The following is a 15,038-nucleotide window of genomic DNA, read 5'->3' as shown; positions in this document are numbered from 1 at the left end:
GGTGGGTGTCAGGCGGTCGGCGTCGTCGCCGCGCGGACGGCGGCGTCCACGGCGGCGAGCACCGGGGGCGGGGTGAACATCAGGGCGGTCGCGAGCGGGCGCCCGGCCGTCCAGGTCGTCTCGGCGCGCACGGTCGCGACGCGCTCGGGCGCGGCGGCGGCGAGTGCCTCGAGGAGGGCGGCGTAGGCGCGGGGGTCGTCGATCACGGCGGCGAGGTCCGCGTCGAGTCCGGGCAGCGGAGGACGGGGCGCCGGCGGAGCCGCCTCGACGCGCCACTCGTGCGTGCCGGGGCCGACCGTGGTGCGCAGCCCCGCAAGGTCGACCTCGGCATCCGTGTTGGCCGGCACCGTCGCGGTGACGACGATCGTCCCGCCCTCGCGGCGCCACGCGACGGCGGCCTCACCGTAAGGGGTGAGGTGGCGCGCCGACGCGTGGTCGAGCGACGCGAGGGGGCGGGGTGCGACGCGCAGGCGGCGATAGCCGGGGGATGCCGGGCCGAGCCCCGCCACGGTGCGGTGCAGCCAGTCCGCGACGGCTCCGAGCGCGTAGTGGTTGAACGAGGTCATCTCGCCCGGGTTGACCGTGCCGTCGGGAAGCAGCGAGTCCCACCGCTCCCAGACCGTCGTGGCGCCCTGCGTGATCGGGTACAGCCACGACGGGCACTCGGTCTGCGTGAGCAGACGCTCGGCGGCGTCGAGGTGGCCGGTCGCGGTGAGGGCGTCGGCGACGAGCGGCGTGCCGACGAAGCCGGTGCCGATGCGGTAGCCCCCCTCCCGGACGAGGGCCGCGAGCCGTGCGCCCAGCGCCGCGCGCAGGTCGTCCCCCTCGACCAGATCGAACTGCAGCGCGAGCGCGTACGCCGTGGGCGCGTCGCTCATCATGCGGCCGGCGGGGGTGACGTACTCGGCGGCGAAGGCGGCGCGCGAGCGGGCGGCGAGGGCCCCGTAGCGCGCGGCATCCGCCTCGTGTCCGAGCAGGGCCGCGGCGTCGGCGACCTGCTGCAGCGAGCGGGCGAGATAGGCGGTGGCGACGATGTCGACGTCGACCTTCGCCTGGCCCGGCTTGTCGGGCGGGGCGGCGGGGTCGAGCCAGTCGCCCAGCTGCATGCGTCCCGCCCAGAGACCACCGTCGCCCGCGTCGCGCAGCACCGCCTCGACCCACGCGCGCATGCTCGGATACTGCGCGGCGAGGACCTCGCGGTCGCCGAAACGCTCCCACAGGACGGTCGGCACCACGGTGGCCGCGTCTCCCCACGCGGCGGTGGGCCCGCCCCCGGCGAACGCCGGCAGCGCCGAGGGCACCACGAGGGGGACGACCCCGTCGGCGCGGGCCTGCTCGTGGGCGAGGTCGCGCAGCCACGACGCGAGGAAGCCCGCACAGTCGTAGAGGAACGTTGCGGTCGGCGCGAACACCTGGATGTCGCCCGTCCAGCCCAGACGCTCGTCGCGCTGCGGGCAGTCCGTCGGGATCGAGAGGAAGTTGCCCCGCATGCCCCACCGCACGTTCTCGTGGAGCTTGTCGACGAGGGGGTCGGATGCCGTGAACCAGCCGGTGCGCGTGAGATCGGTGTGCAGGACGATCGCCTCGACGTCCTCCGGGGCGACGTCGAGGCCCGTGATCTCCGCGTAGCGGAAGCCGTAGAAGCTGAAGCGCGACTCGAGGACGTCGTCGCCGCCGGACAGCTCGAAGGTGGCGGTTGCGGCGGCGTTTCGCAGGGGGCGGAGGGCGAGCTCGCCGTCCTCGAGCACCTCGGCGTGACGCACGACCACGCGCGTGCCCGCCGCCCCGCGCACGCGCAGGCGCAGGCGGCCGACGAGGTTCTGACCGAAGTCGAGGATCGTGCCGCCCGAGGCGCTCGTGACGACGGCGGCGACGGGCAGCGCCTCGATCCGCCGCACGGGCGGGGCGATGCGCGGCTCGGGCACCGGGACCCGGTCGTAGCCCGGCCGCGCCGCGGGGCCGACGCGGGCCGGGCTCCAGGATGCGCCGGCGGCGTCGCGGCGCAGGTCCTGGTGTTCGCCGGCGTAGATCCCACTGTCCACGACCGGTCCGTCTCCGCTCGCCTCCCACCCGGGGCCCGTGGCGGCCACCGTGGCGACCGTCCCGTCGGCGTAGGTCACGCGCAGCTGCGCGAGCAGCGACGGCTGGTCGCCGTAGAGGCGGTCGGTGAAGGTGAAGAACCCGTACCGCTCGGTGTACCAGGCGCCGGCGATGGTGGCCGACAGCTCGTTGGGGCCGGGGTGCACGAGCGTCGTGACGTCGACCGTCTCCAGGACCAGGCGGTCGCGGTAGGCGCTCCAGCCGGGGGAGAGGACGTCCGCCGTGACGGGGGCGCCGTTGACGGCGGGCTCGCCGACGCCGAGCGCGGTCCAGAACAGGAGCGCGCGGGTGACGGGGCGATCGAGCGTGAACCTCGTGCGGACCTCGGCGGGCTGCGCCGCGCGCGCGGGCTCGGCGAGGCCGATGGGCAGCGCGACCCACTCGCCGTCGGCGAGGAAGCCCGCCTCGACCTCGCGCGGTGCGCTCCAGGGCGTGGACCGGCCGTCCGTGCTGTGGGCGCGCACCCGCACCGGGCGCCGTTCACCGGCGGCGAGCGGGGTGAACGGCCACGCCACGAGGGCGCTCTCGTCGCCGGTGAGCGTGACCTGCTGCGCTCCGTCGGACAGCTCCGCAGACGCCTGCCGCCAGCCGGTGACGTCCCCGCCGACGACCCAGCTCAGCCGCGGACGCGCGGTCGGGACGAAGGCGGTGTCGTCGCGCACCTCGGCGCGCAGGCTCTCGATCACGGTGCTCACGGTCACGCTCCGAGCAGGGTGCAGAGCTCGCGCGCGAGCGACACGGCCCGAGGGTCGGCGCCGCCCGGCCACGGGCCGCGCACGATCGTCCAGGCGAAGGTGACGCCGGTGTCGGGGTCGGCGCACGCCAGCGCCCCCGCCGCGCCGTCGTGGCCGAAGGCTCGGGGCCCGCCGAAGGCGAGTTGCTGGGACGGCTTCTGGAAGACGATCGCGTGGGCGCGGTCGTGCTGGTGCAGCACCTCGTCGTAGCCGCGGACCTGTTGCTGGCCGATCTGCTCGACCGTGTCGGGCGAGAGGAACGGGGCGGCGCCGTCGACGCCGGTGACCGCGGCGGCGAACAGGCGCGCGAGCCCGCGGGCCGTCCCCGTCCCGGCGGTCGCGGCGTGGCCGTACCGGTAGTTGCGCGGCGAGTTGGTGTGGTCGATGTCCCGGCTGAGGGGTCCGAACACCACGGGCCCCAGGGCGGAGAACTGCGGGGTCGCGGTGGCCGACACGGGACGCACCATCGGCTTGAGCGGCGTGAAGCGGTGCTCCTGGTCGGCCGGCAGGCCCAGGTGGAAGTCGATTCCGTGGGGGGCACGGATCTCGCGCTCGTAGAACTCGTGCAGCGTCCGGCCCGTCACCCGGTGCACGAGTTCGTCGCCGAGGCTGCCGATCGTGATCGCGTGGTAGCCGAACGCGCTCCCCGGTCGCCAGAAGGGTCGCGTGTCGGCGAGACGGGCGGCCGCGGCGTGATGGTCCCACAGCTCCTCCCACGTCAGCGGCGTGCTCGCCTGGGGGAGCCCGGCCTGGTGGGAGAGCAGTTCGCGGACGGTGACGGCATCCTTGCCCTTCGCGGCGAACTCGGGCCAGTAGTGGGCCACGCGTTCGTCGAGGTCGATGAGGCCGCGCTCGAGGAGGAGCCCGATCGAGAGCCCGATCGTGTTCTTGGTCACCGAGAAGGGGATGAGCATCGAGTCGGCGCGGATGTCGGGACCGCCCCAGGCGTCGAGCACCGGGGTGCCCCGGTGGAAGGCGGCGACCTGGAACGACAGGCCGTCGTCCTCGCGGAGGTATCCGTCGAGGCGTTCGACGACGGCCGCGAGCCGCTCGTCGGCTGCGCCCTGCAGCAGGCTCGCCTCGACGGCGGGCATCGGCGCGCTCACGCGGTCACCGTCCACGATGCCGCGAGCGGCAGATCGACGACCGAGGCGCCGACGCGCAGCGTGTACGTGCCGGGCTCGACGCGCCACCCACCGCCGTCCCAATACGCGAGTCGCCGGTCGGGGAGCGGAACGGAGACGGTGCCCGTCTCTCCCGGCGACAGCTCGACGGCGGCGAAGCCGACCAGCCAGCGTTCGGGACGCTCCACCGCCGAGGCGGCGCGCTCGGCGTACACCTGGACGACCTGCTTCCCGGTGCGCGCACCCGTGTTGGTCAGCGTCACCGCGACCGCGTCGCCGTCGCGCTGCGCGTCGTCCCACGACCAGGTCGTGTAGCCGAGGCCGTGGCCGAAGGGGAAGGCGGGTGCGGCGGCCTCCTTGAGCCAGGCGCGGTAGCCGATGTGGATGCCCTCGCGGTAGCGCAGCACGCCGTCCTGCGGGGTGACGTCGACCACGGGGACGTCGGCGAGGGTCGCGGGCCAGGTGGTCGGCAGGCGGCCGCCGGGTTCGCGGGCGCCGGTCAGCACGTCGGCGATCGCGTGGCCGAACTCCTGGCCGCCGAAGTAGCCCTGCACGACGGCCGACACCTCCTGCGCCCAGGGGAGCGCGACCGGCGAGCCGGCGTTGACGACGACGATCGTGGGCGTGCCCGTCGCCGCGACGGCGCGCACGAGCGCGTCCTGCGCGCCCGGAAGGTCCAGGCTCTCGCGGTCGTAGCCCTCCGACTCGACGCGGGAGGTGGTGCCGACGACCACGACGGCGACGTCGGCGGATGCCGCGGCGGCCACGGCCCGGGCGACGAGCTCGGCGCCGGGGGTGGGCGTGGGCGCGATGCCGACGGTGGCGCTGAGCGCGCCGGCGAGGGCGCCCTGCGGGTCGCACGTGAACTCGACGCGGATGTCGCGGGGCGCGCCCGCGGTGACGGCGACCGTCGTCGTGAGCGACGGCGGGTTGAGGAAGGCGGCGCCGAGGTCGGTGCCCTCGATGACCGGGCTGTCGTCGAGGACGAGCTCGCCGTCGACGAAGAGCCGGCCGGGGTTCGCGCCCGCGAACCCGAGCTCGATCGCGCCCGTCTCGGCAGGGGTGAAGCGGGTCTCGAACACGACCGTGCGGCTCGCGGCGATGGGCGCGTCGCCGCCGAACCACACGAGCGCCGTCGAGCGGCGGTCCTCGGCGAACAGCTCCGTGCCGGCGTCGTCCAGGAAACGCACCCGCAGACCCGGCTCGCCGGTGACGGGGTTCTGCAGCTGGGCCAGCGGGATCTCGACCACGCCGTCCTGCACGAGGGCGCCGAGCTCGTAGGAGACATCGACGCCGGGAAGCGCCGCGCGCAGACCCTCCAACGGTGAGACGACGTGCGCGGGGACGACGGTGGCGCTGCCGCCGCCCTGCGTGCGGGCGTCGCGGGCGTTCTGGCCGATGACGGCGAGCGATCCGAGGGATGCCGCCTCCAGCGGCAGCGTGCCGTCGTTGCGCAGCAGCACGGTGCCGGCCACGGCCGCGTCGCGGGCGAAGGCGGGGCCGTCGATCGCGGGCACCGCGGCGCGGTCGGCCGGGTCGGCGTCGCCGAGGGCGCCGACGCGCTCGGCGAGCAGGAGCAGGCGCAGCACCTTGCGGTCGAGGTGCTCCTCGGCGACGCGACCGTCGCGGACGGCGGCGACCAGGTCGGCCCACGCGGGGGCGGGCCCGGGCATCGCGAGGTCCTGCGCGGCCGCGACGGCGTCGAGCGAGCGCACCGCCGTCCAGTCGCTGATCACGACGCCGTCGAAGCCCCATTCGCTGTTCAGCGGGGTCTCGAGCAGATCGTTCTCGGTCATCGTGACGCCGTCGACCGCGTTGTACGCGCTCATGATGCTCCAGGCGTGCGCCTCGGTCACGGCGCGCTCGAACGGGGCGAGGTACAGCTCGCGCAGTGCGCGGTCCTCGACCTCGACATCGACCGTGAAGCGGTCCGTCTCCGAGTCGTTGGCGACGTAGTGCTTCGGGCAGGCGGCCACGCCGTTGTCCTGCAGGCCGGCGACGTAGGCGGCCGCCAGCGCGCCGGAGAGTTCCGGATCCTCGCTGAAGCACTCGAAGTGGCGGCCGCCGAGGGGACTGCGGTGCAGGTTGATGGTGGGGCCGAGGACGACGTCGACATCCTTCGCGCGGGCCTCCGCCGCGGCGGCCGCGCCGTAGCGGTAGGCCAGATCCACATCCCACGACGCGGCCAGCGCCGACCCGGAGGGCAGGTTCAGCGACGGCTCGCGCTCGTCCCAGCGCGGCCCGCGCACGCCGGCGGGACCGTCCGACAGGGTCATCGCCCGCAGCCCGATCTCGGGCAGCGGCACCGTCGTCCAGAAGTCGGCGCCCTGGACGAGGGCGGCCTTCTGCTCGAGCGTCAGCTTCTCGAGCAGGGGGCGCAGGTGGTCGACGGGGGCGGTCATGGTCATCCTTTCGAGGGCGGGTGCGAGACCCGGGGGCGTCGTGTCGTCAGGCGGCGTCGGAGGAGGCGGCGGCCTCGGCCGCGAGCACCGCTCGTCGGGCGAGGCGGCGCTCCTCCTGCTTGTCGGGATCGGGCACGGGGGCCGCCATGAACAGCCGCTGCGTGTAGGGGTGCTGCGGCCGAGAGGTGACCTGGTCGCCGTCGCCGGCCTCGACGATCTCGCCCCGGTACATGACGGCCACGCGGTGGCTGACGTGACGGACGACGGCGAGGTCGTGGGTGACGAAGAGGTAGGCGACGCCCGTGCGCTCCTGGATCTCGATGAACAGGTCGAGCACGCGCGCCTGGGTCGACAGGTCCAGCGCCGACACGGGCTCGTCGCAGACGATGAGGCGAGGACTCAGCGCGAGGGCGCGGGCGATCGCGACGCGCTGGCGCTGGCCGCCCGAGAACTCACGCGGCAGGCGGCTGCGCGCATCGCCGGGCAGGCCCACCTGATCCAGCAGCTCCCGCACGCGGGTCTTGGCCTCGGCCGAGCCGACGCCGGCGACCGTGAGGGGCTCCGTCAGGATCTGCTCGATGGTCATCGACGGGTTCAGCGACGAGTACGGGTCCTGGAAGACGACCTGGATCTGCGAGCTCAGGGCGCGGCGCTCCCGCCGCCCCAGGTGCGAGATGTCCTGGCCGTCGAAGCGGATCGTCCCCGCCGTGACCGGCGCGAGCCCGAGCGCGGCGCGCCCCAGCGTCGTCTTCCCCGATCCGGACTCGCCGACCAGTCCCACCGTCTCGCCCGGCAGGATGTCGAGGGAGACGCCCTTCAACGCCCGGAACGGTTCGGCGCGGAAGCCCTTGCCGGGGTATTCGACGACGAGGTCGGTGACCTCCAGCAGCGGCGCGCTCATGCTCCGGCTCCGTTCGTGGTGGGGAGGAGGGGGCCGCGGGCGGGACCCTCGTCGAGGATCGCGTCCAGCAGCGTCTGCGTGTACGGGTGCCGCGCGTCGGTGAAGATCGCCCGCACGGGACCCTGCTCGACGAAGCGGCCGTTCTGCATGACCGTCACGCGGTCGCAGAGGTCGGCGACGACGCCGAAGTTGTGCGTGACCAGCAGCATCGCCATGTTGCGCTCCGCCTGCAGGTCGCGCAGCAGATCGAGCACCTCGGCCTGCACCGTCACGTCGAGGGCCGTCGTCGGCTCGTCGGCGATGATCAGGTCGGGGTCGGTCGAGACGGCGCCGGCGATCAGCACGCGCTGGGCCATGCCGCCCGACACCTCGAACGGGTAGGCGTCGAAGGTGCGCTTGGGCTGCGGGATGCCGACGCGGGCGAGCAGATCGAGCGCGCGCTCGCGTGCCTCGGCCTTGGACAGGCCCAGGTTCTTGCGCAACGGCTCGACCAGCTGGCTGCCGATCGTGAACGACGGGTCGAGGTTGCTCATCGGCTCCTGGGGGATGTAGCCGATGCGCTTGCCGCGGATGCCGGAGTACGCGCGCTCCGAGGCGTCGGCCAGCTCGGTGCCCTCGTAGAGGATCGAGCCGCCGGTGACGGTGCCGCCGCGCGGGAGCAGCCCCAGGACGGCGAACGCCGTCTGGGTCTTGCCCGATCCGGACTCGCCGATGAGGCCGTGGACCTCGCCGCGGCGGATGTCGAGGGACACGCCGTGCACCACCTCGATGTGCGAGCGGTCCGGCTGGTCGTAGCCGACCCGCAGGTCGCGCACCTGGAGCACCGTCGCGCTCGCCTTGCTGCGCGCGTCCTCGGGGTGCACGATCACGTCGGCGCCGTCGAGGACCGGCGGCTCGTCGGGGTCGACGAGGTCGCCGCCGCCGAGTCGCACCGACGTCGTCACCGCGGCGATCGAGCCGGTGGCGGTCGTGACGGCGCGGCGGCGCTTGCGGCGCACCGTCACGGTCCGCTCGAGCTCGTCGCGCATGACGTTGGCGAGCAGCGTCAGGGCGATGCAGGTCAGGGCGATGGCCAGCGACGGCCACAGCATGAGCGTGGGCTGCTTGTAGATGCTCTTGAAGCCGTCGTTGAGCATGGCGCCCCAGGTGGGCACCGACGAGTCGCCGAGGCCGAGGAACTCCAGGCCGGACTGGATCGCGATGGCGATGCCCGCGATGATCGCCGACTGGATGATGATCGGCGCGCGCACGACCGACAGCACGTGGCGGCCGATGATGCGGACGTCGCTGAGGCCGGAGACGCGCGCGGCATCCACGTAGAGCTCGGCGCGCACGGCCGTGACGGACGCGAACACCAGCCGGAAGTAGGCGGGCGACAGGAGGACGCCGAAGATGAGCATCGACAGCCACACGGAGGGGCCCAGCGCGGCGCGCGCCGCGAGCAGGACGACCATCGCCGGAAGCGCCATGTTCAGCTCGGTGACCCAGGTGGCCACCGTGTTGAACCAGCCCTGGTAGTAGCCGGCGATCAAGCCGGCCACGACGCCGAGCAGGAGGGCGGTGATCAGCGCCACGAGCGCCGCGGCGATGCTGGTCTGCGTCGACAGCAGCAGACGCGAGAACACGTCGCGGCCGGCGCTGTCGGTGCCGAGCAGGTGAGCGCCGCCGGGCGGGGCGAGGATCGCGCGGATGTCGGCGTAGTTGGGGTCCTGCGGGGCGATGACGGGACCGATGATCGCGATCACGGCGACCAGGGCGAGGAACGCGAGGGAGACGAGGCCGAGCGGGCGGCGCACGAGCCGGCGCATCAGCGAGACGCGCACGGGCGCCACGGGCACGGCGGGGGGAACGTCGACAGCGGTCATGACAGACGCACCTTCGGGTTGAGAGCGGCCTGAACGAGATCGATCAGGAGGTTGACGACGACGACGATGATCGCGAAGACGATCACCAGGCCCATGACGGCGGGGATGTCGCCCTGCGTCGTGGCCTTGACGGTCAGCTGGCCCATGCCGGGGATCGCGAAGACCTGCTCGACGATGACGGCGCCGCCGAGCAGCCCGATGAACTGGACCGCGAGCACCGCGAGGGCGGGACCGCCGGCGTTGCGCAGCACGTGCTTGTAGACGACGGAGCCCGTCGACAGGCCGCGCGAGCGGAGCGTGCGGACGTAGTCGCGGGACATCGCGTCGATCACCGAGCCGCGCACCTGCTGGGCGACGGTGGCGATGGCGCCCAGCGAGAGGGCGATGATCGGCAGCGTCACGGACGCGATCCAGCCGCTGAACGATGTGGTGAGGGGGACGAACCCGGTCGCCTTGAACCAGTGCAGCTCGATCGCGAAGACGAGCACGAGGCCCAGGGCGATGAGGAAGCCGGGGATCGCGAAGCCGATGAGCGAGAGGAACTGGACGAGGCCGTCGATCCACCCGCCGCGGCGGGCGGCGAGCACGCCCAGGACGATCGAGAGGACCGCGGAGACGAGGGTGGCGCCGATCACGATCGAGAGCGTCACGCCGACGCGTCCCGACACGCTGACGCTGACGAGCTCGCCGCTGAACCAGCTGCGGCCCAGGTCGCCCGTGAGCGCCGAGGTCAGCCAGTCCCAGTACTGCACCAGGAGGGGCCGGTTCAGGCCGAGCTCCTCGGTCTTCTTGGCGACCGTCTCGGCCGTGGCGGTCTCGCCGAGGATGCGGCGGGCGATGTCACCGCCGGCCGCATAGAGCAGCACGTAGGCGAGGAAGGAGATGACGGCGACGAGGACGACGCCCGAGGCGATCCGCCTGAGGATGAAGGTGAGCATGGCTCTCTCCGGGTTCGAGCGGCGCTGCCCGCCTGCGGAGGCCGCAGGCGGGCAGCGCGGCGGATCAGTTCTTCGGCGAGAAGCTGAAGATCGACGGGTAGGCGTTCGTCGGCCAGAAGTCGACGGTCGTGTTCGCGTCGGTCGCGAAGGAGCCCTGCACGCGGAAGAACGGGGCGAACCATGCCTGGTCGACCAGGTACTTGTTCAGGTCCTTCAGCGCCTGGTCGGACTCCTCGGTGGAGCCGGTCTGGATCGTCGCGATGTACTCGTCGACCTTCGGGTCCTGGGACTTGAAGGGGTTGAAGGTCGCGCCGGGGGCGATCATGAAGTTGATCAGCTGCCAGTCGGGGTCCTGCTGCAGCGCCATCCAGGTCGCCGGGTACTTCGGCGTCAGCATGTCGGAGATGAAGTTGTTCGTCCCGGTGTCGGTGTACTGCACCGTGACGCCGATGTCCTGCAGCTGCTGCTTGATCAGGTCGAACGAAGTCTGGAAGGCGGCGACCGAGGGCATGTTGATCGTCAGCCCGTTCGCGTAACCGGCCTCGGCGAGCAGCTTCTTGGCGCCCTCGGGGTCGTAGGCGTACGTCGAGTCCAGCGCGGCGTCGTACGCGACGGAGGAGGTGGGGAAGACCTGCTCGGTGACGGTGCCGTAGCCGCTCTGCAGCGACTGCAGGAGCGCCTCGCGGTCGAAGGCCATGTTGATGGCCTGGCGCACCTTGACATCGCCCAGCGCCGGGTTCATCGTGCCCGCGCGGTCGAACAGGAGCAGGCCCTGGAAGTCGAGCTCGTTGGACGCGATCGTCCAGCCCGAGCCCTCGACCTCGCTGATGGTCGTGTTGTCGGCGATCTTCGCGCCGTTGGCCTCGCCGGCCTTGATGGCGTTCAGGATGGCGGTGGTGTCGTCGATCACGTTGACGGTCAGGTTGTCGTACTTGACGGCATCCTTGTTCCAGTAGTCGGGGTTCGCCGTGTACACGTACGTCGTGCCCGTGACCGTGGCGGCCGTGTCGAGGATGTAGGGGCCCGATCCGACCGGCTTGGTGGCGACGTCCGCGTCGGTGAACGACGACGGGGCGGCGACGAGGCCCTGGGCGAGCGAGAGCGAGTTGAGCAGCGCCGGGTTCGGGGCGGTGAGCGTGATGGTCACCGTGTGGTCGTCGGTGGCGGCGTAGACGTTGCCCTTCATGGTTCCCGCCTGCGGCGAGGTGCCGTCGCGGAAGCGCTCCAGGCTGGCGACGACGGCCTTCGCGTCGACGGGCGTGCCGTCGGTGAAGGTCGCGTCGGTGCGCAGCGTGAGCGTGAGGACCGTCTTGTCGTCGTTGTAGGACCACTCGGTGGCCAGGTTGGGCTGGAGCTGACCCTTCGAGTCCTGTCGGAGGAGGGTGTCGAACACCGCCTCGAAGTACTCGCTGCGGTTTCCCCATTCGGCGCCCGCGCCGATGTCGTAGCTCGTGGGGGCGGCGATCGTGATGAGGGTGAGGCGGTCTGCCCGCTCACTGCTCGACCCGCTGCCGCCGCCGGATTCCCCGCCACCGGCGCAGCCGGTGAGTGCGAGTGCAGCGACGACCGCGAGGGCTGCTGTGGCCTTCCAACGGAACATCCTTGGTCCCTTTCTCGGGTGGGCGATACCCCTGCGGACCGCCCTGTCGGGGGACGCTAGCAGCAAATCCGAAGGAGCACTAGGTTTTGAAGTCAAATATCTAACGACTACTAGGTTTTCGTTATGAAACCGTGCACACTGGTGCCGACGGCGCCGAACCGCGGCGACCGGGATGGGGCACGATGGTCACGATGACCGAGACGACGACACCGCGACGCGCACAGCGCGGCGAATACGCCAAGAGCGAGGTCACGCGCAACGCGATCCTCGATGCGGCGCTGGAGGTGTTCGCCCAGGGCGGCTACCGGGCGGGATCCCTCCGGGAGATCGCGCAGCGCGTCGGCATGAGCGAAGCCGGCCTGCTGCACCACTTCAAGAACAAGAGCACGCTCCTGCTCGCGGTGCTCGACCACCGCGACGAGCAGTCGCGCAAGGTCGTCGACTTCGACGACGAGGACGGGGTCGAGACGCTGCGCGCGCTCGTGCAGCTCGCCCGCTACAACGCCTCGATCCCCGGCGTCATCGAGCTCTTCTGCACCCTGTCGGCCGAGGCCACGTCGCCGTCGCACCCCGCGCACGGCTATTTCTTGCGCCGCTACGAGTACGTCCGCTCCAGCATCGCGGCGGCCTTCCGGAAGATCGAGGCCGACGGACGTCTGATCGGCACCATCGATCCCTTCCGTGCCGCGGTGGCGACCACCGCGCTCATGGACGGCCTGCAGGTGCAGTGGCTGCTCGACCCGACGTCGACGGACATGGCCGAGGCGCTCGCGGAGTTCTTCCGCGGGTTCGTGCGCGGCTACGACCTCGACGCGCTGGAGCAGATCCTCGACGCGCGGATGGGTGCCGAGCCGGACGTCGCCCCGTGATCCGGCTGCCCTTCCACCAGGGGTGGACGGTCGCGCCCAAGCTCGCCGCGTTCGAGAGCCGGGAGGCGGCGACGGCGCCGGTGCCGGTCGCGATCCCGCACGATGCGCTGCGCGACCTTCCCCGCGGCGCCGACAACGACGGCGGCGTCCACACCGGCTACATCCCCGGCGGGGTGTTCGTCTACGCGCGCTCCTTCGAGGTGCCCGCCGCGTGGGAGCACAAGAGCGTCACGATCGAGTTCGAGGGCGTCTACCGCGACGCCGTCGTCTACGTCAACGGCGACTTCGCGGCCCATCAGCCCGACGGCTATGCGGCGTTCGCGGTGGCCGTCGACGCGTTCCTGCGGTTCGGTCGCACCAACACGATCACGGTGGAGGCGCGCGCCCACCGCGACAGTCGCTGGTACACGGGTGCCGGCATCTACCGGCCCGTCCACCTCGTGGTCGCCGACCCCGTGCATCTCAGCCTGGACGGCACGACGGTGACCACCCCCGACATCGATGCCGAGCGTGCGGTCGTCGAGGTCGCCACGCGCGTCGAGAACCTCACGCGTCACACCCGCACGGTCCGGCTCCGCTGGGAGCTGGTCGATCCCCGCGGCGGCACGGTCGCCGCGACGCACGCGCCCGTCACGGTGCTGCCCGGGGCGTCGGCCGTCGCCCGGGCGCGTCTGATCGCCGAGCGCCCCGCGCTGTGGGGGCCCGACGATCCCGCCCTCCACGAGGTGCGGGTGACGCTCGCCGACGAGGCCGCGGGGGAGGAGGTGGAGGGCGGCGGTGCGGTGCTCGACGAGGATGCCGTCCGCTTCGGCATCCGGCGCCTGCAGCTCGACCCGCAGCACGGTCTGCGCATCAACGGCGTCGTGGTGGATCTCCGCGGCGCGTGCGTCCACCACGACAACGGCGCGCTCGGGGCGATCACGCACCCCGACGCCGAAGACCGGCGCGTGCGGCTGTTGAAGGATGCCGGGTTCAACGCGATCCGCAGCGCGCACAACCCCGCCTCCCGGGCGCTGCTGGACGCCTGCGACCGACACGGCATGCTCGTGATGGACGAGTTGAGCGACGTGTGGACGCGCGCCAAGACGGGCTTCGACGCGTCGGTCGGCTTCGACGGCCGGTGGTCCGCGTCGGTCGCCGCGCTCGTCGCGAAGGACCGCAACCGTCCGAGCGTCATCCTGTACTCGATCGGCAACGAGATCCTCGAGCTGGCGACGCCGCACGGCGCGACGTGGAGCCGGCGCATCGCCGAGGAGTTCCGCCGTCTCGACCCGACCCGCTACGTCACCAACGGCATCAACGGTGTGATCGCGAACATGGAGCGGCTGCCGGAGATCCTCGGCGAGATCGCCGCGACCGACCCGAACACGATGATGGCCGGACTCGGCGCCCAGATGGCCGCCGCGAACGCGTCGGAGCTGATCACCCGCTCCACGGAGGAGTCGGCCGCCGTGCTCGACGTCGTCGGCTTCAACTACGGCGATGCCCGCTACGAGCTCGACGCGGAGCTGTTCCCCGACCGCATCATCGTCGGCTCGGAGACCTTCCCCGACCGCATCGCGCACCTGTGGGAGCAGGTGCGCCGGCTGCCGCACGTCATCGGCGACTTCACCTGGACCGGGTGGGACTACGTCGGCGAGGCCGGCATCGGTCGGGTCGAGTACACCGACGTCGACGGGTACCGCTCGACCGGCACGACCGGGCCGTACCCGTATCTGCTCGCGCAGTGCGGCGACATCGATCTGACGGGGCGGCGCACCCCGGCATCCTTCTACCGGGAGATCGCGTTCGGGTTGCGCCGCGCGCCGGCGATCGCCGTGCACCGGCCCGCGCACCACGGCCGGCCGGTGGAGAAGACGCCCTGGTCGTGGGATGACGTCGTGTCGTCGTGGTCGTGGGCCGTCGAGGCGGGTGCGCCGGTGACGGTCGACGTGTACGCGGATGCCGAGGAGGTCGAGCTGCGTCTGGTCGACGCGGACGGCGACCGCCTGATCGGCCGGGCGCCGGTGGGCGACCCGCGCCCGCTCATCGCGCGGTTCGAGACGCACTACCGCCCGGGGCGGCTGGTGGCGATCGCGTGGCGGGGCGGGGTGGAGGTCGGTCGTACCGACCTGGTCACCGCGGGCGCGCTCGCGCTGCGCGTTCGTGCCGAACAGGATGCCGTGGACGCCGACGGCGGCCTGGCCCATCTCGTGATCGAGCTCGCGGATGCCGCTGAAGCCAGTGCCGATACCGGTACGGACGGCGCCGTGGTGTGCGACCGCGACGCGGAGGTGACGGTCCAGGTGACCGGCGCGGGCGAGTTGGCGGCGCTCGGGTCGAGCCGTGCGCGGACGACGGAGTCGTTCGCCGGTCCGTCGCGTCGCACGCACGACGGACGGGCGCTCGCCGTGGTGCGCGCCACGGGTGAGGGAGAGATCACGGTCACCGTGTCGGCGGAGGGATACGCCCCCGTCGTGCGGCGACTGGTCGCGCAGTCGCGGTAGGGAGTGTTGCGGGAACCTG

The 15,038-nt window shown here is 72.5% G+C and carries 9 protein-coding genes; 2 read left to right on the top strand and 7 right to left on the bottom strand.

The window, feature by feature from the left end:
* Positions 1-8: 8 nt before the first annotated feature.
* The 7 genes from AC6CQV_RS12110 to AC6CQV_RS12080 form a co-directional block, all read right to left on the bottom strand.
* Positions 9-2,795, bottom strand: a complete 2,787-nt coding sequence (locus tag AC6CQV_RS12110) for an alpha-L-rhamnosidase (protein WP_498259596.1) — start codon at positions 2,793-2,795, stop codon at positions 9-11.
* 2 nt (positions 2,796-2,797) lie between these two features.
* Positions 2,798-3,940, bottom strand: a complete 1,143-nt coding sequence (locus AC6CQV_RS12105) for a serine hydrolase domain-containing protein (RefSeq protein WP_498259595.1) — start codon at positions 3,938-3,940, stop codon at positions 2,798-2,800.
* Positions 3,937-6,360, bottom strand: a complete 2,424-nt coding sequence (locus AC6CQV_RS12100) for a beta-glucosidase H (RefSeq protein ID WP_498259594.1) — start codon at positions 6,358-6,360, stop codon at positions 3,937-3,939. Before AC6CQV_RS12100 ends, AC6CQV_RS12105 begins: the two co-directional genes overlap by 4 nt.
* A 46-nt stretch (positions 6,361-6,406) precedes the next feature.
* Positions 6,407-7,261 carry an ATP-binding cassette domain-containing protein gene (locus AC6CQV_RS12095; protein ID WP_205282207.1) on the bottom strand — a complete coding sequence of 285 codons (855 nt, stop codon included), beginning with the start codon at positions 7,259-7,261 and terminating at the stop codon, positions 6,407-6,409.
* Positions 7,258-9,126: a dipeptide/oligopeptide/nickel ABC transporter permease/ATP-binding protein gene (locus AC6CQV_RS12090; protein WP_498259593.1), complete on the bottom strand. Its 1,869-nt coding sequence runs from the start codon at positions 9,124-9,126 to the stop codon at positions 7,258-7,260. Before AC6CQV_RS12090 ends, AC6CQV_RS12095 begins: the two co-directional genes overlap by 4 nt.
* Entirely contained in the window at positions 9,123-10,064 is a 942-nt protein-coding gene (locus AC6CQV_RS12085; protein WP_060958965.1) for an ABC transporter permease, read from the bottom strand. Before AC6CQV_RS12085 ends, AC6CQV_RS12090 begins: the two co-directional genes overlap by 4 nt.
* Before the next feature lie 64 nt (positions 10,065-10,128).
* Positions 10,129-11,664: an ABC transporter substrate-binding protein gene (locus AC6CQV_RS12080; RefSeq protein WP_498259592.1), complete on the bottom strand. Its 1,536-nt coding sequence runs from the start codon at positions 11,662-11,664 to the stop codon at positions 10,129-10,131.
* A gap of 191 nt (positions 11,665-11,855) precedes the next feature.
* Here AC6CQV_RS12080 and AC6CQV_RS12075 point away from each other — a divergent pair, with 191 nt between their 5' ends.
* Together AC6CQV_RS12075 and AC6CQV_RS12070 are read left to right on the top strand one after the other, a co-directional pair.
* Positions 11,856-12,533 (top strand): TetR/AcrR family transcriptional regulator, encoded by a 678-nt coding sequence (locus AC6CQV_RS12075; RefSeq protein ID WP_101307148.1) that lies wholly within the window; start codon positions 11,856-11,858, stop codon positions 12,531-12,533.
* Positions 12,530-15,019 carry a glycoside hydrolase family 2 TIM barrel-domain containing protein gene (locus AC6CQV_RS12070; RefSeq protein WP_498259591.1) on the top strand — a complete coding sequence of 830 codons (2,490 nt, stop codon included), beginning with the start codon at positions 12,530-12,532 and terminating at the stop codon, positions 15,017-15,019. The genes AC6CQV_RS12075 and AC6CQV_RS12070 overlap by 4 nt, the downstream gene beginning before the upstream one ends.
* Positions 15,020-15,038 lie beyond the last annotated feature (19 nt).

The sequence above is a fragment of the Microbacterium sp. EG9 genome, assembly GCF_059759475.1.
The sequence above is the reverse complement of the archived record's forward strand: the minus strand, read 5'-3'. Positions and strand labels throughout refer to the sequence as shown.

Coding starts and splice junctions, on each gene's coding strand:
- AC6CQV_RS12095 (WP_205282207.1), bottom strand. CDS start 7,261: ATGAGCGCGCCGCTGCTGGAGGTCACCGACCTCGTCGTCGAATACCCC.
- AC6CQV_RS12075 (WP_101307148.1), top strand. CDS start 11,856: ATGACCGAGACGACGACACCGCGACGCGCACAGCGCGGCGAATACGCC.
- AC6CQV_RS12090 (WP_498259593.1), bottom strand. CDS start 9,126: ATGACCGCTGTCGACGTTCCCCCCGCCGTGCCCGTGGCGCCCGTGCGC.
- AC6CQV_RS12100 (WP_498259594.1), bottom strand. CDS start 6,360: ATGACCGCCCCCGTCGACCACCTGCGCCCCCTGCTCGAGAAGCTGACG.
- AC6CQV_RS12080 (WP_498259592.1), bottom strand. CDS start 11,664: ATGTTCCGTTGGAAGGCCACAGCAGCCCTCGCGGTCGTCGCTGCACTC.
- AC6CQV_RS12085 (WP_060958965.1), bottom strand. CDS start 10,064: ATGCTCACCTTCATCCTCAGGCGGATCGCCTCGGGCGTCGTCCTCGTC.